This window comes from Mycetohabitans endofungorum (assembly GCF_002927045.1).
In the GTDB taxonomy this organism is placed as follows: Bacteria; Pseudomonadota; Gammaproteobacteria; order Burkholderiales; family Burkholderiaceae; genus Mycetohabitans; species Mycetohabitans endofungorum.
In genome coordinates this window covers 41,676-63,979 of record NZ_PRDW01000012.1, presented here as the reverse complement: position 1 = coordinate 63,979, position 22,304 = coordinate 41,676, and the positions used below count along the sequence as shown (strand labels likewise).

Below are 22,304 nucleotides of genomic sequence, written 5' to 3'. Positions count from 1 at the left end.
TGGAGCCAATTCTGGAACCGGTTCCAATTTCGCATCGGAAAGGCGCGAGGTCAGCGCTGATTGATGCTGGAATGATCCGTACGGGCCTTGCACATCACGGCACGAAGACGCTCCCTAATCGATGCCGCAAATGGCCAGGAACTTGAGCGCCGCGCGCGATGCCGCCGAACCGTGCATGACCAGGATCGAGAAACGCCGCGTCAGCGGTTGCGGCGCCAGCGACACGCTGGTCAGACGCGCGTCCTCATGCCGCATCGCCATCGCTGACACGAAGCCCACGCCCATGCCGGCGCGCACCGCCTCCTTCACTCCCTCGACGCCGGCCAGCTCCAACGCGACCCGCGCAAGCGCGCCGGCCCGCGCGAATGCGCGCTCGACCTCGTGCCGCACGCCGGAGCCGGACTCACGCCAGATCAGCGGAAACTGGCTGATCCGCGACAACGGTGCGGCTCGATCAGTGGCCAACGGGTGACCGGCTGGCACGATCGCGACAATCTCGTCGTCGTGCCACGGATGCACGCGCGTGTCGGCCGGTAGCTCGGCGGGCACACCGCCTTCAATCAGCGCGATATCCAACCCCTGCAACGCATGACAAACATCGCTCGTATTGCCATAGGTGGTGCGGATCTCGATATCGGGATGGGCCCGGTGAAATTCCGCGACCAGATACGGCAGTAGATAGCTGGCTGGCGTCGTACTAGCACCGATGCACAACGTGCCACGCTCCAGGCCTCGCAACGCGTCGCGCAGCGCATGCGCCTGTCGCCATGTGTCGCGCAGCCGCGCGGCATGGACGGCCAGTTGCCGGCCGGCGTCCGTGAGCCGCACGCCGCGGCCGTCGCGCACGTACAACGGCTCGCCGAATTCCTCTTGCAGCAGCCGCAGCTGTCCAGACACCGCGGGTTGCGACAAATGCACCGCTTCGGCCGCCCGGCTAATGTTCTGATGTTCCGCGACGGCGGCAAAAGTCAAAAGTTGATCAGGGGTCATGCGCTCAAACTATCAGATAAGCCGATACTTTACATTCTAAATGACGATTTTTCATATCGATATATCCAATTTAGGATGGGATTATCGAGGTCATCTGTCACTTGAACGCCATGTCCATCCTAATTTCCGAGTCTTCCCCGCCGTCGCGGGGCACGCCAGCGGGCGCTGTCGCAGCGTCACGTCGCGGGCTGCTCAACGGCGTGCTGTTCGTCGCGCTGTTCGCCTTCGCGGTCACCCAATTGGCCGCGTGGCCGCCCATCGCCGGGCTCGGCATGAGCCCGCTGATCGTGGGCATCGCGTGCGGTGCGGTGTACGGCAACGCATTGCGCGTTGCCATGCCAGACAGTTGGGCCGCCGGTGTGAACTTCTCCGCGCGCAAGCTGCTGCGCATCGCGGTCGCCTTCTTTGGGCTACGTGTCAGTCTGCAGGAAATCGCGCAAGTCGGGCTGGCCGGGCTGGCGATGTCCGTTGTGGTCGTCGCTGCAACGCTGGCTATCGGCTGGTGGGTCGGAACCCGATGGCTAAAGCTGGACCGGGACACCGCGCTGCTCACGGCCGCGGGCAGCGCAATTTGCGGCGCGGCGGCAGTCGTCGCGTTCGAGTCCACGTTGCAATCCAAGCCGCACAAGAGTGCGATGGCGGTCGGCACGGTGGTGCTGTTTGGCACGCTGTCGATGTTCGTCTATCCGCTAATGGCCAATGCCGGATGGCTTCACCTGGACGCGACCGGACTCGGCCTATACTTCGGCGGCACCATCCACGAGGTGGCGCAGGTGGTCGGCGCTGCCAGCGCGATCAACGCGCAAACGGTACACGTGGCGACGATCGTCAAGATGACCCGTGTAATGCTGCTGGTGCCGGCGATTTTCGTGGTCGCCGGCTTCATCGCCCGTGCCGCGCGCGATGCGCAGCCGGCCGGCAGTAGCACGCGGCGCGGCAAGTTGCCCGTGCCGTGGTTCGCGCTCGGCTTTCTCGTGCTGGTGCTAGTGAACTCGCTGCACGTGATCCCGTCGCACGCGTCACACATCCTCAATAGCCTGGACACCTTCGCGCTGACGATGGCGATGACCGCCCTCGGGATCGAAACTCGGATCGCGCAGATTCGCGAGGCCGGGCCGCGCGCGCTGATCGCCGGTGCGTTGCTGCAGCTCTGGCTGATCGCCGGGGGTTACGCGCTGACGCTCGGCATCGAGCGCTGGCTCGGCTAGCGCAGCAGTTCAGCAGTCAATGGTATCGTGACGGCAGGCGCGGCCCGGCTTGCGGCGTCGCGCGGGTGCAGCGACCGTTGGGCGCCGGGTCACCGGCTTCCAGCGGCCGCTGTCTGTTGCCACGCTGTTCCAGGACTGTAATGATGAGCTACGAACTGTACTACTGGCCGGGCCTGCAGGGCCGCGGTGAATTCGTCCGCCTAGCGCTCGAAGAGGCGGGCGCGGATTATCTCGACGTCGCGCGCCTGCCGCCGTCCGGTCGCCGCGAGGACGCGAATCCGCAGGGTACGGAGCACGGCATCGACGCGATGATGTCGATCCTGCAAAGCCAAAACGAGCCCTGCATCCCGTTCGCTCCCCCATTCCTGCGCGACGGCACAACACTCGTCGCGCAGACCGCTAACATCCTGCTGTACCTGGGGCCCCGGCTCGGCTTGGCACCCGCCGATGAAGCGCTGCGCCACTGGATCCACGGACTGCAGCTGACGATTGCCGACATGGTGACCGAGGCACACGACACGCACCACCCGATCGCCAACACGCTGTATTTCGAGCAGCAGCGCGACGCCGCCCGTCAGCGCGCCGCCGATTTCATCGCCAACCGGATACCGAAGTTCATGCACTATTTCGAGCGTGTGCTCGAACAGAACCCCGCGGGATGCGCGCATCTGGCCGGCGCGGCATTGAGCTACGCAGACCTATCGATGTTCCAACTCATCGATGGACTGCGCTACGCGTTTCCGCGTGCCACCGCTCGCTTCGCGGCACAGTATCCGAAGCTCACGGCGCTACATGAAGCGGTGCGCGCTCGGCCGCGCATCGCCGCGTACCTGGCGTCGCCTCGCCGCATCCCGCACAATGAGTCGTGCGTGTTCCGGCACTACGCAGAATTGGACGCCCGTTAACCCATCGTCACTGCGCCGTGCTAGCCTCCTTGCTCAAGCTGTGCGCCCGCGCGCAACGCCTGTTCAGGCTGTCCGACGAGCATACGATGCTGCTGTGGGCTACCCTCGCCGGCTTGGTCGGTGCGGCCGCCACCGTCGTGTTCCGCCTCGGCATCGACTGGCTGGAATCGCTCGTCGCCCCCGATGCGAGCGCACTGGTGGAGATCGCGCGCGACCTGCCGTGGTACGCGCGACTCGCGCTGCCCAGCGTCGGCGGCGCCGTGGCCGGCATGCTACTGCTGGCGGCCCAACGCGACGAGGACGGCAAGGGCCATGCCGACTATATGGAAGCGATTACCATTGGCGAAGGGGTAGTGCCCGTGCGGCAAAGCCTATGGCGCAGCGGCTCGTCGCTGGTCACGATCGCCTCCGGTGGCTCGATCGGCCGCGAAGGCTCGATGGTGCAGCTTGCCGCGCTCAGTGCGTCGCTGCTCGGCCGCCTGATGCACATTGCCCCCGAACGTCTGCGCTTGCTGGTGGCGTGCGGCGCCGCGGCCGGCATCACGTCCGCGTACAGTGCCCCGATCGCCGGCGCGCTGTTCGTCACCGAAATCGTGCTGGGCTCGATCGCGATGGAGAGCTTCGGGCCGATCATCGTGTCATCCGTGGTCGCCAATGTCACGATGCGCGCATTGTCCGGCTACCAGGCGCCCTACGAGATGCCGCCCTTTCCGGCCATCTCCGGCCTCGAAGTGCTGTGGTTCGTCGGACTCGGCATCCTATGCGGGGTGCTCGCGCCGGCGTTCCTGCTCCTGCTAGACGCATCGCGCCGGCTGCTCGGCCGATGGGTGGCGCCCCTGCCCTGGCGGCTCGCACTGGGCGGCGCACTGGTGGGCGCCTTATCAATCCAGGCACCGCAAGTGTGGGGCAACGGCTATAGCGTGGTGAACGCCATCCTGCACCAGCCGTGGACCTGGCAAGCGCTCGTCGCAGTACTGGTGTTCAAGGTGGCGGCGACCTGCGCGACAGTCGGCTCAGGCGCGGTCGGCGGTATTTTCACGCCGACGCTGTTCGTTGGCGCGGTGCTCGGCGCAATCTACGGACTCGCGGCCCATGCGCACTTGCCGCTCGCCACGTCGGCGCCGTTCGCGTATGCAGTCGTCGGGATGGGGGCTTTCCTCGCAGCAGCAACCCATGCGCCGTTGATGGCGATCCTGATGATCTTCGAGATGACGCTCAGCTACCAGGTCGTGCTGCCGTTGATGCTGGCCAGCGTAATCGCCTATTTCATCGCGCGAGCCCTGGCTGAGACCTCAATGTACGAGGTCACGCTGCGGCGCAACCGCCAACGGCGTGACCGGCTGCGCCTGAAGGCTACGCAGATGCGCGAACTCGTGCGCCCAGCCGACACTATCCTTGGTCTGGACGCGAGCATACCGGACATGACGCGAGTATTTCTCGAATATCCAGTCAAGTACATCTATATCGTCGACGCCGCCGGCTGGTTCCAGGGCGTGGTCGCGTTAAAGGACATCACCTCCGATCTGCTCGACAAGCACGGTCCGCGCGAGCGCCGCGCGCGCGACTACCTGCGCCGAGATTTTGCCGCGCTGACGCCAGACCTGCCGCTTGCCGCCGCGTTGCAGCACTTTCTCGCCTTCCAAGGCGAGCGGCTGCCCGTCGTCGCATCGACGCAGGCGCCTAAATTGCTGGGCGTGGTCTACAAGACCTCGCTGCTGCAGGCATACTTCCGGATGAATGCCAGCAACTAAGTGGCGCCGCGTGCGGCGCGTCGCCGCGATGGCAAAGCGCAACGGATTCACTACAATGGATTCGGAGGGTGCGACATGTTCGAACAATCAACTCCTGCACTACGGCGCGACCAGGCCGGCTGGATCTTTGTGCATATCGAGGGTGCGCCGTACGAGCGCGGCCTGCAACACGGCCAATTGCTTGCCCGCGAGATCAACAGCGCGATCCGCACCGCGCAATACCTGGCCAAGTGGGACACTGGCGAGGAGTTCGACACCTTCGTGAACGCCGCAATCGACCAGTTCACCGACCGTGTCGATGACGAGTTCACCGCCGAGATGCGCGGCATTGCCGATGGCGCGCAGGTGCCCTACGAACAGGTGCTCGCCTGGAACGGCTACATGGATCTGCTGCAAAGCTGGTGGCCCGCGCATGTTAGCCAAACACGGCCGCAGCTCGCCGGCAAGCCATGGCGCGGACGCCTCGGCCATCATTGCAGTGCGTTCATTGCAACCGGCAGCGCCACGCGCGATGGTCGCATCGTGATGGCACACAACTCATGGGACCGCTATGCGGCCGGCGATGCGTTCAACGTGATCTTCGATATCGTGCCCGAGGAGGGCAACCGGATCCTAATGCAGGGGCTGCCCGGCTGCATCTCCAGCCTAACGGACTTCTGGATTACGTCAGCGGGCCTGATGGTGACCGAGACGACGATCTCCAATTTTGTCGGCTACAACACCTGCGGCTCGCCGGAGTTCTACCGCTCGCGCAAGGCGACGCAGTACGCAGATAGCATCGGTTCGTGGTGCGAGCGCTTTGCGATCGACAACAATGGCGGCTACGTGAATAGCTGGCTGCTCGGCGACACCAAAACCGGCGAAATCGCGCGCTATGAGCTCGGGCTGCATTATTCCGGGTTCGAGATCACCAAGGACGGCTTTTACAGCGGCTTCAATACGGCCAACGACCTGAAGATCCGCAACCAGGAATGCATCAGCGAGGGGGATGATTACAACGACGTGCGGCGCAATGGTGCGCGCCGGCTGCGCTGGATGCAACTGTTGGAAAAGCACCGCGGCCAAATCGATGCCGAACTGGCCAAGGAAATGATCGCCGACCATTACGATGTGTACCTCGACCGCGACGATCATCCGAGTTCGCGCACCCTCTGCGGCCACCTGGAACTGGACGACGCACGCTTTGGCGGCGCTGATCATGGTCCGTTCAATCCTTGGGGCGCCAACGACGGCAAGGTGGTAGACAGCAACATGGCGATACAGCTCGAATTGTGGGCGCGCTGGGGTCACCCATGCGGCCGGCCGTTCGACGCACAAGCGTTTATGCGTCGCCATCCACAGTGGAATTGGCTCAACGGTTACATGCGCGATCGCGCGTCCCAGCCGTGGACACTATTCGACGCGGTCCGTTGACCGCATGGCGGCGCGCAGCACGACGCGTGCCCTCGCGGAACGCGGGCACGCAGGTTGCAGGCATCGCCAATGCGCCTGCCGCCCGCCTGTTGCCGCGCCTGGAGACCTGACGAATGAGCGCCACCGCCCCGATCGATCAGCAAATCAGCCAAACACTGCGCGATGTGCGCTACCCGGCCACACGCGACGCGCTGGTGGCCGCCGCCTACTCGGCGGGCGCCAGCAACGACGTGCTGCTCGCGCTGCAGGCACTGCCCGAGCGTGACTACCCGGATCCGCAGTCGGTCACGCGCTGGCTCAGCAGTGCGGCGGGTCCCGGCCTGTCCGCCTAGCGGATGCGCGCGGCGGCGCTCAGCGGGGCCCCGCCGCCCGACGGTTGAACGCCGCCGCACCAAAGAACGCCGCCAGCACGTTCTCTGTTATTTTGTTGGTCACGTACGGATCCGACTCATGGAAGAGTTGGATGCCGTCGCACAGCGCCATCAGGCCAAGCGCGAGCTGCGCGGCCGGCACGATCGGCCTGACGCCCTGGCGCGCGGAGAACGCCTCGATGAAATGCGCGATGTCTGCGCGAGTCTGTTGCGACAGCGCATTGAGCCGCGCGCGAAACTTCGCGTCGCGCGTGGCCAGCAACCGCGCCTGCATCCACACCAGGAAACACTTGTTCTTGCGGTACAGCGTACTATAGTACGTCAGGATCTGCGCCTCAATGCCCTGCGCGCTACCCTGCAGATCAAAAATGCGCTGCAACGCCTGCTGGATATGGCCGTGATCGCGCTTAAGCAACGCCAGCAGCAACTCCGCCTTGTCTTTGAAATTCGAATAAAACGCCCCGCGCGTGTAGCCGGCTGCCGCAGCGACATCCTCGACGCTGGACGCATCGAATCCTTTCTTCACGAAAAGCGTCTGCGCAGCGTCCATCAGGCGCTGACGCGTCTGCTCCCGGCTTTGCTCTCGCGTGAGCCGGGTACGGTGGCGGGCACGAGACGTCGACATGGACATATGGTATCACCATCGACCACGTAAATACGCCTTTGCATTCAGATACAACAGTGCATTAAAATGCGACCTAGTATTCAGCGGGCGGGTGCGGTGCCACGCGCATCAGAGGCGTGTCCGGGCGACGCATCGGCTCATTGCGTCCGCCGCCTCTCGCCGGAGTTGCCGTGAAAGCTCTCGTCTTGCTGCATTCCGCCCCGCGTCGTCGCGCGCGCCTGGCGCCGTGCAGTACCGCCGTCGCCAGCGCGCTGGGCGCGCTCGTGCTGCTCAACGCGTGCCGCGACCGTGTCGCCCCCGACGTGCCGGCTCGACCGGTGGTGGCGGCCACTGTGCACAGCGCCACAGCCGGCGCCGCTGCCGTGACAACCGTTCCCGGCGAAGTGGCCGCGCGATTCTCGACGCCGCTGTCGTTTCGCGTCAGCGGCAAACTGATCGAGCGCCGGGTCCATCTGGGCCAGGCCGTGCGCGCCGGTCAGATCATCGCGCAACTCGATCCCGCCGATGCGCGCAAGAACGCCGCGAGCGCCGCCGCACAGTTGGGCGCGGCCGAGCACCGACTGCGGTTCGCCCGACAGCAACTCGAGCGCGACCGCGCGCAGGCGCAGTCAAACCTGATCAGCAAGCTACAACTCGAGCAAACCGAGGACAATCATGCCGCGGCCCTCGCGCAGCGCGACGCCGCCGCTCAGCAAGCCGCGCTGGCGAAGGATCAGCTCGGCTACACCACGCTCGCCGCCGACCACGCGGGGGTGATCACGCAGGAACTGGCCGACACTGGACAGAACCTGTCGGCCGGACAAGCGGTCTACCAACTTGCGTGGTCTGACGCGCTGGACGTGATCTGCGATCTGCCGGAGCGCACACTGGCCTTCATCGGTCCCGGCGCGAAGGCCAGCGTCACGCTTACTGCGTTGCCTGGGCAGACGTTCACCGCAACGCTGCGCGAGTTGGCGCCGTCCGCCGATCCGGCCAGCCGGACCTATCGCGCTAAGCTTACGCTCGCGCTGCCCCGCGGCAGCGCCGACACGGTGCGCCTAGGCATGACCGCCCGCGTGGCCTTCCAGCCGGACGCTGCGCGTGCGGTCAACCATGACATCGTCCTGCCCGCCACCGCACTGTTCCATCAAAATGAACGCCCCGCGGTATGGGTGATTCGTGCCAATGCCGCGTCGCGCGACACCGGCCAGTCGCGCGACGCGCGCAAACAGGACGTGGGCACGCTGGAACTGCGTCCGGTCACAGTGTCGCACTACACCGAGCGCACCGTGGTGATCAGCGCCGGACTGACCGACGGCGAGCGCGTCGTGCTACGCGGCGTGCACACGGTCAGCGCGGGCGAGCAGGTCAAGCCCGTCGCGCCGCTGCATCCGGAGGATTTCTCGCTATGACCGGCACTCAATACCAACCGCCCGGTCATTCGTACGACGAAGGACGCTTCAATCTGTCCGCCTGGACACTGCGGCACCAGGCATTGGTAGTCTTCGTGCTGGTGCTGGTGACACTTGCCGGCATTCTGTCGTACCGGAATCTGTCGCAATCGGAAGATCCACCGTTCACCTTCAAGGTGATGGTGATCCAGACAAGGTGGCCCGGCGCCGATGCCCAACAGGTCCAGCAGCAAATCACAGACCGGATCGCACGCAAGCTGCAAGAAACTCCAAAGCTTGACTTCCTGCGCAGCTACTCGCGCCCTGGTGAGTCGCTGCTGTTCTTCGCGATCAAGGATTCAGCCCCGGCCTCGGCCGTGCCGGACACGTGGTACCAGGTCCGCAAGAAGATCGGCGACATCGCCTACACCTTGCCGCCCGGCGTGCAGGGACCATTTTTCAACGACGAGTTCGGCGACGTCTACACAAACATCTATGCGCTGGAGGGCGACGGGTTTTCCGCCGCACAGCTGCACGACTATGCGGACCAGCTGCGCGGCGAGTTGCTGCGCGTGCCCGGCGTCGCAAAAGTCGATTACTTCGGCGATCCGAACCAGCATATCTATATCGAGATTTCGAACGCACAGTTGTCCCGGCTCAGCATCAGCCCCCAACAACTCGCCCATGCGATCAACACGCAAAACGCCGTTGCGGCGGCCGGCGTGCTGACCACCGCCGATGATCGCGTATTCGTGCGGCCGAGCGGCCAATACGATCATGTTGACGCGCTCGCCGATACGCTGGTGCGCATCAACAACCGTTCGTTCCGGCTGGGCGACATCGCCACGATCCGCCGCGACTACGATGATCCGCCGCTCACGCAGATGCGCTTCAACGGCCGCCCGGTGCTCGGCATCGGCGTGACGATGCAGCCAGACGGCGACGTGATCAAGCTCGGCAAGGCGCTGGACGCGCGCGTCGTGCAGTTGCGCACGCAGTTGCCTGCCGGGGTGGCGCTGACCGAGGTCTCCAGCATGCCGCACGCCGTGTCGCATTCCGTGGACGACTTTATGGAGGCCGTCGCCGAAGCGGTCGGCATCGTGCTGGTGGTCAGCCTCGTATCGCTCGGGCTGCGCACCGGGATGGTCGTGGTCATCTCGATCCCGATCGTGCTGGCCGTGACCGCGCTGGTGATGGGCGTGTTCAATATCGGGCTACATAAGGTGTCGCTTGGCACGCTGGTGCTCGCCCTCGGCCTGCTGGTTGATGATGCGATCATTGCGGTCGAGATGATGGCCGTCAAGCTCGAACAAGGCTGGAGCCGCGCGAAAGCCGCTGCATTCGCGTACACCAGCACCGCGTTTCCAATGCTCACTGGCACGCTGGTAACCGTGTCCGGTTTCCTGCCGATCGCGTTGGCCAAGTCCGCCACCGGCGAATACACCCGCTCGATCTTTGAGGTATCAGCCATTGCGTTGCTGTTATCGTGGCTCGCCGCGGTGATCGTGATCCCGCTGCTCGGCTATCACCTGCTGCCCGAGCGCAAGCGGCCCGCTGTTCCCGAAGTGCGGGGGCACGCAGACGAACAGGAGCAGGAGCAAGTACACGGACACCAGCAACGGAATGGGCCCGAGCACGAGCATGATATTTACGACACGCGCTTTTACGCGCGCCTGCGCGTATGGATCACCTGGTGCGTCAAGCGCCGCTTCGCCGTGCTGGCCGTGACGCTCGTCCTTTTCGTGGTCGCGCTCGGCGGCTTCGGTCTGGTCGCGCAGCAGTTCTTCCCGAGTTCAGACCGGCCGGAGTTGTTGATCGACGTGCGGCTGACCGAAAGCGCATCATTCGACGCGACGTTGCGGGAGACGCAGCGCATCGAGGCACTACTCAAAGGGCGGCCGGAGATCGACCATGCGATCAGCTTCGTGGGCAGCGGCGCGCCGCGCTTTTACCTGCCGCTGGACCAGCAACTGCAACTGCCCAACTTCGCGCAGTTCGTCGTCACCGCAAAGTCCATCCAGGATCGTGACGCGCTCGCGCGCTTCCTCGACGACAAGCTCGCGACCGACTTCAGTGGTGTTCGCACGCGGCTGTCCCGACTAGAAAATGGCCCGCCGATCGGCTATCCGGTGCAATTCCGCGTCAGCGGCGACGACATCGCGACGGTACGCGCAATCGCCACGCAGGTCGCCTCAGTGATGCAGGACGACGCTCGCACGCGCAACGTTCAATTCGACTGGGACGAGCCTGGGCAGCGCTCGGTGCATTTGGCGGTCGATCAGGCCAAGGCCCGCGAGTTAGGCGTATCGTCGCAGGATATTGCTAGCTTCCTACAGATGTCGCTGTCCGGCTACACTGTCACGCAATATCGCGAGCGCGACAAGCTGATCGGGGTAGACTTGCGCGCGCCCCGCAACGAGCGTGTCGACCCATCGGCGCTCGCGTCGCTAGCGATGCCCACGCCGTCCGGGCCGGTGCCGCTCGGCACGCTCGGGCGGCTGTCATACGGGCTCGAATACGCGGTGATCTGGGAGCGCGATCGGCAACCGACGATCACAGTGCAGTCCGATGTGCGCGGCGGCGCACAGGGCATCGACGTCACCGAGTCGATCGACAAGGCATTGGCGGGGCTGCGTGCGAAGCTGCCGGTAGGCTACCGCATCAAGGTCGGCGGCTCGGTCGAGGAAAACGCGAAGGCGCAAGCATCGATCAATGCGCAACTGCCGCTGATGGTCATCACTGTACTGACCTTGCTGATGATCCAGTTGCAGAGCTTCTCACGCGTCATGATGGTGGTGTTAACCGCACCGCTCGGGTTGATCGGCGTGGTCGCCGCGCTGCTCGCGTTCGGCCAGCCGTTCGGCTTCGTCGCGCTGCTCGGCGTGATCGCGATGTTCGGCATCATCATGCGTAACTCCGTAATCTTGGTCGACCAGATCGAGCAGGATATCGCGGCAGGACATGGCCGCCTTGCCGCCATCGTCGGCGCGACGGTACGCCGTTTCAGGCCCATCACACTGACTGCCGCCGCTGCAGTGCTAGCGCTGATCCCGCTGCTGCGCAGCAATTTCTTCGGCCCGATGGCGACTGCGCTGATGGGCGGTATTACCAGCGCCACCGTATTGACGCTGTTCTACCTACCCGCGCTGTACGCCACGTGGTTCCGCGTGCGCAACGACGAAACCCAATCACCGCAGGAGGCACGATGATGCGCCGTTTGCCAAGCGCGCTGTGGTCACCCTCGCCGACGCCGGAGTCCGTGCCGAGCTTGTCCCTCATGTCCAGGCGCAGGCCTAGCTTACGCCCGTCACTCACCTGCGGGCCCCATCCGCGCCGCGTCACCGACAGGCGAGCGGCGGTCGTAACGACAGCATGCGTCGCCGCGGCGTGCGCCACGCTGCTCGGCGGGTGCGCATTCGCGCTGGGCGAACGGCCCACGCCACCTGCGCCGCTCCACTATGCCGCGCAGCCCGGTGCAGCGCAGAGCGTAACGGCGGGAGGCGTAGCGCAGCGCTTCGCGCTCGGCGCGCGTACCGTGCCGCGCTGGTGGATGCTGTATCAGTGCGACACCCTCAACGCGTGGGTCGACGAAGGGCTGCGTAATAACGCCACGCTGGCGGCAGCGGAAAAAACCCTCGCCGCCGCACGTGAACAACTGCGTGCGCAGATCGGAGAATCCATGCTGCCGTCAATCGACGCCGGAGGGCAGGTGCAGCGCCAACGGGCGCTGGGCATGCCCACTCAGGGGCCGCCGACGTTGCGCTACAACACCTTTGTCGGACAAGTTAGCGCGAACTACACGATCGACCTGTTCGGTGCAGCGCGGCTGGCTAACCAAGCGTTGTCCCGGCAGGTCGATGTCCAGTCGTACCAGTTCGACGCCGCACGCCGCGCGCTCGCGGCCAACATCGTCAGCGCCGCGCTAGCCGCGGCGTCGCTGCACACACAATGGAATGCCCAAGAACGCATCGCCGCATTGGCAGCAGCCGAAGCCGACGACACGAACAAGCGCGTCGCACTGGGCGCCGCCTCGCGGGTCGATGCCCTTAATGCACGTCAAAACGCGCAGGCGGCCGCGGCCGCAGTGCCGCCACTGCGCGCGCAATGGCTAGCGGCACGGCATGCTCTGGCGGTGTTGATGGGCCGCACGCCGGATGCGGCGCCCGAGGACCTCGCGCTGGACCGCCTCGCCTTGCCAGACACCGTGCCCGTATCACTACCGTCGGAGCTGCTGCACGAGCGTCCGGACGTGCTCGCTGCCGACGCAGCGGTGCAGGCGGCGGCAGCCGAGGTCGGCGTCGCGACCGCACAGATGTTTCCGAGCCTGAGCTTGTCGGCATCGTGGGGTCAAGGCGGCTTTAGTTGGCCGTTGGCGGCCCGTGCCGCCGGTCGTCTGTGGAACATCGGCACAAGTCTGACTCAGCCTCTGTTCCATGGCGGCGCCCTGCGCGCACAGCGCAGGGCTGCGCTCCACGCCTATGATGCGGCGCTCGACCAGTACCGGCAAACTGTGCTGGACGCGTTCCGTGACGTGGCTAATACGCTTGTCGCCCTGGAGCAGGATGCCCGCACGCAGGCAGCCGCGCTTGCCGCGCAGCAGGCGGCCGAACAAGCCGCGCAAGCGGCAAGACAACGCCATGAGTTAGGGGCATTACCGATATCGGCGGTCCGCGCCAGCGAACAGCAGGCGCACTCGGTGCGTATCAATGCGATACGCGCGCGCGTCGCGCGGCTGGCAGATACCGCATCGTTGTTCCAGGCGATAGGCTCGCCCACCGTCGATACGTCGGCACAACACTAGCGCCGCTCGCCCTACGGCGGCGTCAAGCTGTTCGTGCGCTACGCGGATTGGCTTCGCTGCCCTTTCGTGCCTTGTCGTGCCTTGTCGGCGCACCATCATGCCACACGCGCGGCGCGTGCGGCGGCTGGCATACGCCGTGCTACAAGCATGCAAGACTGAACGCGACGACGCGCCGCCAGCGTCGTCCACTTTGCCGGGAGAAAACTATGAGCGACCACGTGTATAAACAGATCGAATTGACTGGATCGTCGACGCAATCCATCCAGCACGCTATCGAGAACGCAATCGAGAAAGCGTCACGGACCTTGCGCAACCTGCATTGGTTTGAGGTCACCGACACGCGCGGCCATATCGAGAGTGGCAAGGTCATTCACTGGCAGGTCAGCCTCAAAGTCGGACTGCGCATCGAAGACTGATCCGCTGTTGCCAAGCCGACGTGGTGCCGCTCACGCCGCCTGCCGCGGCCCCGCGGCATCCAGTGCGACGACACGGTATCCGTGCCCGTATAGCGGCTGAATCGCCCATCCGCTCTCGCCGTTGAGCGCGAGCTTCTTGCGCAGCTTGTAAATGTGTCGGTCCAGGGCGCCATCAACGCGTTTGTCGGAACCAGCCCATATCGTGCGCGTGATATGTTCACGGCTGACGTATTCGCCTTCGTTCGAGAACAGTATCCATGCGATCTCGAATTCGCGCGGCGTAAGCCGCACTTGTCTGTCCCGCACCGATACAGTGCACGCACCCCGATCCAACCGATACTCGCCACGCTGCAATACAGGCTCCCGCCCTTCGCGCGCGTGCGCGTCGCGGCGATGGCGTAGTATCGCGAGTTGCAGCCGGGTCATCAAATCGCGCGCGTTGACTGGAGCCAACACGATGTCATCGGCACCCGACTCGAGTACCGCCTTGCTGCTCGCCACGTCGTCTGCCACGCCAACCAGTATCACCGGCATCAACAGCGCGCGATAGCACAGCCGACGCGCCAGGATGGGCTGCAGCGGATCGACACCTGCCGTCGCATCGAGCAGCACCGCACTGAATGCATGGCGGGATACCGCCCGGACCAGGGAGATGTCGTCGCCAAATGGGCGGCAAGCGATCCCGTATTCCTGCAGCGCAGTCCTGACACGCGCATGAAGCCCCACGTTCTGGGCCAGCACTGCGACGGTCAAACCCGCGGCGCCGTCGTCCAACAGGCACGTGACGTTGGCCGGGGCGTCCAGTTGTCCCGCACGCGGTAACTGGAGCGGGTTACTATTTCGATCGTTGGCACAAAGCATAGTAGTCCATAAGTTTGTGGCGCCTGCCCGCGTCGCACTGAACCACATCAGCCCATTGCTGCGAGCAACGACTTACGCTAACATTTCATTATTCTTTCAACTTATTTCATTTACCTGACGGCTGAGCAACGATCGCCGTCCGATTCACGCTGTTAAAAGCAACGACCATGCCATTGGTGTCGAGCTGTCGTGAAAAACGAACTCTTGCAAACGTTTACGAGTTTCGGCATCCTCACATACAAATGATGGCTTGAGACACTTTTGACTCATGCAGCACCGCCGGCCGAGTGCGGGATGTACGCGCATTGGGCCGCCGGCCGCGATTGACGGGGCCGGCAAGGCGATTCATGGGCTCGGCACACAGTGTCTCACGCATCGATACACTGATACATTCGCAAATGGAAGATGGGTGGGGGAATACGGGCCTCGAATGTCTGCGGGATACGACAGAACAATCAGGCGTATGACGGCTGAAGGCTGGTGACTTCATGGCAAGGGATCCGAAAACCGCCCACGTGGACCGTGTGATCGATGCAGTCCGCAATGGCACAAGTGATTCTCCGGATACCAACCCGCGGCTGCTGTCATCGTGGCACAGATCACTACAACTGTATGGCATCGACCCGACATCGCCGGCATCGCCGCGGATCCTGACGGCGTACGAGCTTAAGCAGATCCAACAACAGGAAGAGGATTTCCTGCTCGCCTCCGGTCAATACCTGTCGCGCCTGCATGACACGCTGCGCAGCGCAGGCTACTGCGTGCTGCTGGCCAACGCGCAAGGTGTGACGGTCGACTACCGAGTCGATTCGCATTTGCGCCGTCAGTACAAGGAAGTGGGGCTGTACATCGGGTCCTGCTGGTCCGAGCGCGAGCAAGGCACCTGCGGTATCGGCAGCGCGCTCGCCGAATGCGTGCCGATGACCGTGCATAAGATCGATCATTTCCGTTCACTGTTCACGACCCTCACGTGCACCGCCGCGCCGATCCTCGCACCGGACGGCAAGCTGATCGGCGTCGTGGATGCGTCCGCGCTGCAGTCGCCCGATGGCGCGGACAGCCAGAGCATCGTCCATCAACTGGTACGGCATACTGCGCAGTTGATCGAGGATGGATACTTCGTGAAACAGACAGCGCAGTACTGGCTGTTGTTCGGTCACGACAACCCGCACTTCGTCGAGGTGAATCCGGAAGTGCTCATTGCGTTCGATGACAGTGGCGCCATTGTCGCGGCAAACCGTGAGGCCAAGCAGCGGTTTCCGATGCTCGCGTCGGGTGCGCCCGCGCATCTGTCGATGCTGTTCGACGTGCGTGACGCGGACCTGTTTCCCATCGACGGTCTGCAGCGAATGACCGCGCTACGCTCGCGTGCCACGGGCGATATGCTGTACGCGCGGATACGCGCGCCGCAGGCAGGCATGTCGGCGTGGCAGCCGTCGGCGCTAAGCTTTCCGGCACTCCCTCGCACAGCCGACGATGCATCGGTGCGGGCGGCGCCGCCGTCGATGCGCGTATTTCTCGACAGCCGTGACCCGGTGATTGCGCGCAATGCGCGCATCGCGTTGCGACTGTCGGGCGAACACCTGCCCATCCTGGTCCTAGGCGAAACAGGCGCCGGCAAGGAAATGTTCGCTAAGGCCATCCATGCGTCTGGCGAACGAAGCAAACAGCCCTTCATTGCCGTGAACTGCGGCGCCATTCCGGAATCGCTGATCGAGAGCGAGTTGTTCGGCTACGCGCCTGGCGCGTTCACCGGCGCACGCTCAAAAGGCGCGCGCGGACGCATCGCGCAAGCCGACGGCAGCACGCTGTTCCTCGATGAAATCGGCGACATGCCGATCGATCTGCAAACGCGGCTGCTACGCGTGCTCGCCGAAGGCGAGGTGTTACCGTTGGGTGCCGATACGCCAGTGCAGGTCGATCTAAGCGTGATTTGCGCGACCCACCGCGACCTGAGCGCGATGGTCGCCTCCGGGCGGTTCCGCGAGGATTTGTATTATCGGCTCAGCGGCGTCGTACTGACGATGCCGGCGCTACGCGATCGAGCCGATATCGAAGATGTGATCGTCGCTGTATTCCAGGACGAGGCGCGGCGTGTGCCCCGTGCGCTCACGCTCGACAGCACGCTGCTCGCACGGCTGGCGCGCCACCCATGGCCGGGCAATGTCCGGCAACTGCGCAACGTACTACGCTACGCGTGCCTGCTTTGCGATACGCAGCTGATCACAGCAGCGCACCTGCCGGCCGATGTCCGCTCGCAGCTCGATATCCTGGCGCAATCACCGCGTCCGCACCCGCCGCACACAGGCATCGCATGGCACGCCACGAACGGCGATGCAACAAGCGAGCGGTTCGGTAACACACACGCCTACGATATGCTGGCCATCGAGCGATCCAGGATCCTGGACGCACTGGCTGAGCATCGCTGGCACGCAACACGCGCCGCACGTGCACTGGGCATGTCGCGTGCCACACTGTACCGGCGGCTGGCCAAGCTGGGCCTCGCCCGCCCCCGCTCTGGCGAGGCCGGCTGACGTAACACGCGCGGCGGCGATGCCGAGCGAGCGCCGCACGAGCACGCGCGGGCGGTGGTCCGCCGCCAGGCTGTCGTGCGCCGCGGCGCTGCCATCATCCGAACTGGCGCAGCACTCGCAGCAAGCGGCTCGCTGACGTATCCCAACGATACTGTTGCGCATGAGCGCGGCCCTTCTCGCGCATCGCGCGGCGCTGCTCAACGTCGCCCATCAGCTCGACGATCTTCGCTGCAATGTCAGCCGCATCATGCGCGTCGCAGTAAAGCGTCGCGTCACCACACACTTCGGGCAGCGACGCCTCACGCGAGACGATCACCGGACAGCCACAGTACATCGCCTCGAGCGGCGGCAGGCCGAACCCTTCGTACAACGACGGAAACACGAAGCATGCCGCATTCTCGTACAACGCCTTGAGCTCGCCATCGCTGACGTAGCCAGCCCAGACGATGTGCTTGGCAGCGCTGGCAACGCGCGGTAACGATGAACCGAACACCTTCACGTTCTGCCCGCCGACGATCACGAACGTAAGCTCCGGATGTTTGCGCTCGAGCAACGCAATCGCCTCCAGCGTGCGTGCGAGATTCTTGCCCGGCGCCAGCGAGCCGACGATCAGCACGAAACGGTCAAACGATAGGTTCAACCGCTGCAGCACGGCATAGTCGCTCTCGAGTCGGTCAAAGTGGTCGACACCAGGCGGAATCACGGAAATGCGCTCGGGCGGCACGCCGAGCCGCGCAGCGATGCGCTCCTTTGAGAACGACGAGACCGTGAGGATATGCTGCACGTTACGCTTGAGCAGCGTGAACGCGAAGCGATACCACAGGCGGAACTTGGTCGAGTAGCCTTGCGGCAAGTCAAATACGGCGGCGTCGTGGATCATCAGGACCTGGCGGCGCTTGAACAGCGGGCCGATGTTGCACAGGCTGAGCAGCATGCGAGAGCCAGCAGCGAACGGCAGCGCGAGCTGCTCCCAGAGGATGCCGCGCAGATGCGGCACCACGCGCCGCGGTGTGGCGGCCGGCAGTTCGCTGTCTATGTGATCGCGGGGCACTAGCAGCAGCGGCGACGCAGCGAGTGTGCCGCACTGCTGCGATAACGCCGCGGTCAGTTCGCGCGCCACGCGCTGTACGCCGGTGAGCCGCTGCGATGTGAACTTGCCGTTGATCGCGATGGGCGCCGGTAACGGCGCCGCGTGACTGCGTTCACCGGCCAGCGTGCCGCCGCCAGCGGCGGGCTGCACGCGCGGCGGCGAGACGGCCGCCAGCGGCTCGGTACCGCCATGCGAACACTCGCGCTCAGGCTGCCGACGCATCGCCTTCCCGCGTATAAGCGTAGATGTACTCGTAGCTGCGGCGGTCGCTGCGGCGCGCCGACATTCCGTTGAAAATCGCGCCGGCCACCTGGGCACCGGCCCGACCCAAGCGCTTAAGCGTTTCCTGCACTTCCAGTTCAGTCTGCGCGTTCTCCCGCATCACCAGCACCGTCGCGCCTGCGTAGCCGGCGACGATCGACGCATCGGCAACCGCCAGCACCGGCGGCGTGTCGACCAACACCAAGTCATACCGCTCATTGAACTGCGTGAGTTGCTCCGTCATGCGCTCCATCGCCAACAGCTCTGACGGGTTGCCGGGACGTGCGCCGGCCGGCAGCAATGACAGGTTGGCCACACTGGTCGGATGGATCGCCTGTTCCGGCGCCAATCCGTCGCCGAGCAGCTCGGCCAACCCCACCGTATCTGTTGGCAAACCGAAATGTATACCCAACCGGCCGCGGCGCAGATCCGCATCGACCAGCAAGACGCGCTTGCCCGCTTGCGCGTACAGCAAAGCGAGATTGGCGGAAATAAAGCTCTTGCCGGTGCCAGGCGTCGCGCCGGTCACCATCACGATCCGGTTCGTGGCACTGAGCAGTTTCGAATTGAGCATCGTGCGGATGCCGCGCAGCGCCTCGGTCGCGACATCGCGTGGACGCGCGACCGCCAGCAGCCCGCCGGCGTGCGGACGCGGCTGATCCCCACCCGCCGCCGCATCGGGCGACGCCACCAGCGCCGTCGCGCCGCGCGCGTCGCCGTGCAGCGACGGCTCGCGTGCCCTGGGCAGCACGGGCAGCGGCGGCGTGCGCGCCAGCCGCACCTGCTCGTCGCTGAACAATACCGCACCGAACACCGGCAGGCGCAGCTTGCCTTCGATTTGCTCGGGCTCGCTGACCGATTGCGACAGATAGCGGCGCGATATCACATACAGCACCCCGAGCATCAGGCCGAGCACGATTGCAGCCGAAATGATCAACGCGCGTCGCGGCTTGACCGGCGTGGAAGGTTGCACCGCGGTGTCTATCACATGCACGTTGCCTACCGTGCCGGCGCGCGACACGGACAGCTCGTGCGCCTTATTGACCATCGCCACGTAGATTTCCTCGGCCACCTTCGCATCGCGTGCCAGATCGGCAGATTGCCGGTCGGCGCTCGGCATCGAATCAAAACGCGACTCGAACTTGCCCTTGGCCGCACGCAACTGCGCCAGCTGCGCATCGACCGTCTTGACTTCTGGACTTTGCGGCGTGAACCGATCCAGCAGTTGAGTACGCTGCAGGATCAGTGCGGCAATCTGACGGTCAAATTCGATGCTGCCTTGCAGGTAGCTCTGGCTCTCGGTCGTCGCCTGCATCGAGCCGGACGCGACCCGATGCGACTGCAGCTGCGCCTCAGCCTGCTTTAGGTCGTCGCGCAGCCGCGGCAGCTCGTTGTTGATGAACGCGAGCATCTTGCTCGCCTCTTCCTGTGTCTGCGTGACACGCGAGCCGATGTAGTTTTGCGTCACCGCATTGGCCACCGCCGTAGCCAGCGCCGGATCACTGTTCTCGTAGCTGATCTGCACGATGCCGGTTTCCTTGCCAACCTGCACGACCTTGAGCTGATTAATGAAGCGCCGTACCGCCGTCACCTCGTTCAGACGCTCGACGGTAAACGTCTCGCCGTCGCGCGCCGCCAGCCGTTCGACCAGCATCGATACCGGGCCGGCTTGCGCCAGTTGCCCCTCGACACCGTTCACCAGCAGATTGCCTTGTTCGTCCAGCAACTGATAACGCCGAGCGCTGGATACCTTGAGTTCAAGCTTCTTGTCCTGCAACTCGCGCGGTACGTTCAGTTGGGCGATATCCACCAGCTCGCCGCCCCATGCGTACTTAGACAGGCCAAACCACGCCCGCGATGGCTCGCCGCGCGTGGCCAGCGCCTCGGCGATCTTGCCCAGCACCGGAAACCGATGCGGCGTCACGAGCACATCCAGCCTGTACTGAGCGATCACCGGGGCGAGGACCGCGCGGCTGGTGACGATCGCCATCTCGGTCTGCGTCGGTGGTCCGTTCAGCGAACTGTTATTCTGGCTTGGCTGTTTGGTGACCAGGTCTGCCAGCTCGTTTTGCTTGGGCACTTCGACCTGCACCAGGGTGTCTGCTGAATACAGCGGCGTGGCGAAGAACGCGTACGCGCTCGCCAGCGCCGTGATCACCGCCGCGATGCCGACCACAGCCCACAGGTTGTCAGTGATCACGCGAACCAAGTCTCGCGGTACGAGCCCCTCGCTTGCGCCCGACGGCGGCAAATAGCCCATGTCGATGTGTCGCGCTTCCATGTGAAATCCTCAGTTATCGCTCGTTGCCATCAATTCGAATCATGCCCAGGGTGTCTGCGTCGATAGAGGGTTAGCGGTTGTGCGCCACCGACCAGACCAGATAGAACGATTCGGCCGAAGGCAGGATTTGCGCAAGCAGGCGATTGAAGCGGGCAGCCGGTGCGGTGCCGACGTAGACTACGTCCAGCGGCTTCATGTCGAACTCGGTGGCCAGCATCATTGCGTCGACCTGTGTCATGTCCAGTCGAAAGATCTCCGGCTTGTTATCGGCCGGCGCATAGCTGGCCTTCTTAAAGCCCTCCTCCAGGCCATCCTGCCCGTTGGAAATCTGCGTGAGCGGCGGATTGGGATGGCGGATCACGATGATCTGCCGTGGGTTCGCCCCGGCCGGATCAATACTGCCGGCTGCGGTCAGCGCGTCAGCCAACGTCAACTGGCCTTGGTTCATGAACACCGTCTGCGGCTTGGGCACCTCGCCCATCACGAACACGCGGTTCTGCGTCCGGTCCGGCACGTTCACAATGTCGCCGTTCTGCAACACGATGTTCTGCCGCATGTCGCCCCGGTTCAGGATTCGCGTCGCATCGATCGTGATCACCTTGCCGCCACGCGACACCAGCACTCGCTGCAAATCCGCGTCCGGATTACCACCGCCGGCACGGTTGATCGCATCGATCACCCGCATCGGCGAGCCGGTCAGCGACAACTGCCCGGGATTTTTCACACCGCCGGTCACCTGTACCTGTTGGCTGCGATACTGGATCACGCGCACGTCAATCTGCGGGTCCTTCAGACGGCCCTTCAAGCGGTCATACAACAGCCGCGAGATCTGCACCGTGCTCTGCCCCAGGACCCGCACGCGGCCCAGCGACGGAAAGAAGATCGTGCCATCGGCGGCGACCCGCTGGCCCTGCGCGTCAAGCTCACCCGGACCATTGGTACTGAATGCGCTTTGCGGCTGCTGCTGGCCGGCCCCCAAGCTGCCCATGCCCTGCAGCGTGCCCGTGTCCGGCAGCGGCGCCGTCGCCGCATTGCCGCCTTGCGTCAGCTCCGGATGCCCCCATACGGTAATGCCCAGCACGTCGTTCACCCCGACCCGGTAATCGCTCACCTCATCGGCCGGCATCGCGTGCAGGCTCGCCTCGCGCGCGCGTGCATCGGCCGCGTCCGACTCCTTCAGCTTGAAGACGAGTTTCGGCGTGATCAAGTTCACGTCGTAGGTCGTCGTATCAGTTGGTTTGCTTAGATCGTCGTGCATGCGGCTCGAGTCCAATGCCGGTCCCGGGGCCAACACACAGCCGGACAATGCCACCGTCATTGCGGCGGCCATCCACATAAGGCGCTTCAACATCTTCGTTTCTCCTTTTTGCGCAGCTGGCCGGAGCAAACGCGCGACACGCGCGGCGTATGGCCTTGGGCGCAGATTT

General features: G+C 64.4%; 16 protein-coding genes. 10 read left to right on the top strand and 6 right to left on the bottom strand.

Translation table 11 applies throughout. The features are described from left to right. Positions 1-114 precede the first annotated feature (114 nt). Positions 115-990 (bottom strand): LysR substrate-binding domain-containing protein, encoded by an 876-nt coding sequence (locus tag B0O95_RS12040; protein WP_104078100.1) that lies wholly within the window; start codon positions 988-990, stop codon positions 115-117. A gap of 110 nt (positions 991-1,100) precedes the next feature. Between B0O95_RS12040 and B0O95_RS12035 the strand changes: the two genes are divergently transcribed. From B0O95_RS12035 to B0O95_RS12015, 5 genes are all read left to right on the top strand, one after another. Then, a complete protein-coding gene (locus tag B0O95_RS12035) occupies positions 1,101-2,198 on the top strand; it encodes a YeiH family protein (protein ID WP_104078099.1) in 1,098 nt (365 codons plus the stop codon). Between the two features lie 143 nt (positions 2,199-2,341). Continuing rightward, positions 2,342-3,103 (top strand): glutathione S-transferase, encoded by a 762-nt coding sequence (locus B0O95_RS12030; RefSeq protein WP_104078150.1) that lies wholly within the window; start codon positions 2,342-2,344, stop codon positions 3,101-3,103. 17 nt (positions 3,104-3,120) lie between these two features. After that, positions 3,121-4,854, top strand: a complete 1,734-nt coding sequence (locus B0O95_RS12025; RefSeq protein ID WP_104078098.1) for a ClcB-like voltage-gated chloride channel protein — start codon at positions 3,121-3,123, stop codon at positions 4,852-4,854. 75 nt (positions 4,855-4,929) lie between these two features. Next, positions 4,930-6,267 carry a C45 family autoproteolytic acyltransferase/hydolase gene (locus tag B0O95_RS12020; RefSeq protein ID WP_104078149.1) on the top strand — a complete coding sequence of 446 codons (1,338 nt, stop codon included), beginning with the start codon at positions 4,930-4,932 and terminating at the stop codon, positions 6,265-6,267. A 113-nt stretch (positions 6,268-6,380) separates the two neighbouring features. Then, the gene (locus B0O95_RS12015; protein WP_104078097.1) at positions 6,381-6,599 is read left to right on the top strand and encodes a DUF2795 domain-containing protein; all 219 of its coding nucleotides are present in this window, start codon (positions 6,381-6,383) and stop codon (positions 6,597-6,599) included. Between the two features lie 19 nt (positions 6,600-6,618). Here B0O95_RS12015 and B0O95_RS12010 read toward each other — a convergent pair whose 3' ends face one another. Then, positions 6,619-7,269 carry a TetR/AcrR family transcriptional regulator gene (locus B0O95_RS12010; protein ID WP_104078096.1) on the bottom strand — a complete coding sequence of 217 codons (651 nt, stop codon included), beginning with the start codon at positions 7,267-7,269 and terminating at the stop codon, positions 6,619-6,621. 179 nt (positions 7,270-7,448) lie between these two features. Here B0O95_RS12010 and B0O95_RS12005 point away from each other — a divergent pair, with 179 nt between their 5' ends. The 4 genes from B0O95_RS12005 to B0O95_RS11990 all read left to right on the top strand — a co-directional run bounded on the left by B0O95_RS12005 (position 7,449) and on the right by B0O95_RS11990 (position 13,850). Beyond that, positions 7,449-8,654 (top strand): efflux RND transporter periplasmic adaptor subunit, encoded by a 1,206-nt coding sequence (locus B0O95_RS12005; RefSeq protein ID WP_370641788.1) that lies wholly within the window; start codon positions 7,449-7,451, stop codon positions 8,652-8,654. Next, entirely contained in the window at positions 8,651-11,842 is a 3,192-nt protein-coding gene (locus tag B0O95_RS12000) for an efflux RND transporter permease subunit (protein WP_104078094.1), read from the top strand. The genes B0O95_RS12005 and B0O95_RS12000 overlap by 4 nt, the downstream gene beginning before the upstream one ends. After that, entirely contained in the window at positions 11,839-13,434 is a 1,596-nt protein-coding gene (locus B0O95_RS11995) for an efflux transporter outer membrane subunit (protein ID WP_104078093.1), read from the top strand. Before B0O95_RS12000 ends, B0O95_RS11995 begins: the two co-directional genes overlap by 4 nt. Before the next feature lie 206 nt (positions 13,435-13,640). Beyond that, entirely contained in the window at positions 13,641-13,850 is a 210-nt protein-coding gene (locus B0O95_RS11990; protein WP_041754685.1) for a dodecin, read from the top strand. Positions 13,851-13,880: 30 nt separating this feature from the next. Here the strand turns inward: B0O95_RS11990 and B0O95_RS11985 are convergent, their stop codons facing one another. After that, a complete protein-coding gene (locus tag B0O95_RS11985) occupies positions 13,881-14,624 on the bottom strand; it encodes a response regulator transcription factor (protein WP_233203329.1) in 744 nt (247 codons plus the stop codon). A 575-nt stretch (positions 14,625-15,199) separates the two neighbouring features. On the opposite strand from B0O95_RS11985, the gene B0O95_RS11980 reads away from it, so the two are divergent. Continuing rightward, the gene (locus tag B0O95_RS11980) at positions 15,200-17,245 is read left to right on the top strand and encodes a sigma-54-dependent Fis family transcriptional regulator (protein ID WP_104078091.1); all 2,046 of its coding nucleotides are present in this window, start codon (positions 15,200-15,202) and stop codon (positions 17,243-17,245) included. Positions 17,246-17,339: 94 nt separating this feature from the next. Here B0O95_RS11980 and B0O95_RS11975 read toward each other — a convergent pair whose 3' ends face one another. The 3 genes from B0O95_RS11975 to B0O95_RS11965 form a co-directional block, all read right to left on the bottom strand. Next, the gene (locus B0O95_RS11975) at positions 17,340-18,557 is read right to left on the bottom strand and encodes a glycosyltransferase family 4 protein (protein WP_233203327.1); all 1,218 of its coding nucleotides are present in this window, start codon (positions 18,555-18,557) and stop codon (positions 17,340-17,342) included. Beyond that, positions 18,541-20,877: a polysaccharide biosynthesis tyrosine autokinase gene (locus tag B0O95_RS11970; RefSeq protein ID WP_104078090.1), complete on the bottom strand. Its 2,337-nt coding sequence runs from the start codon at positions 20,875-20,877 to the stop codon at positions 18,541-18,543. Before B0O95_RS11970 ends, B0O95_RS11975 begins: the two co-directional genes overlap by 17 nt. 70 nt (positions 20,878-20,947) lie before the next feature. Then, positions 20,948-22,228, bottom strand: a complete 1,281-nt coding sequence (locus B0O95_RS11965; protein WP_104078147.1) for a polysaccharide biosynthesis/export family protein — start codon at positions 22,226-22,228, stop codon at positions 20,948-20,950. Positions 22,229-22,304: the final 76 nt, after the last annotated feature.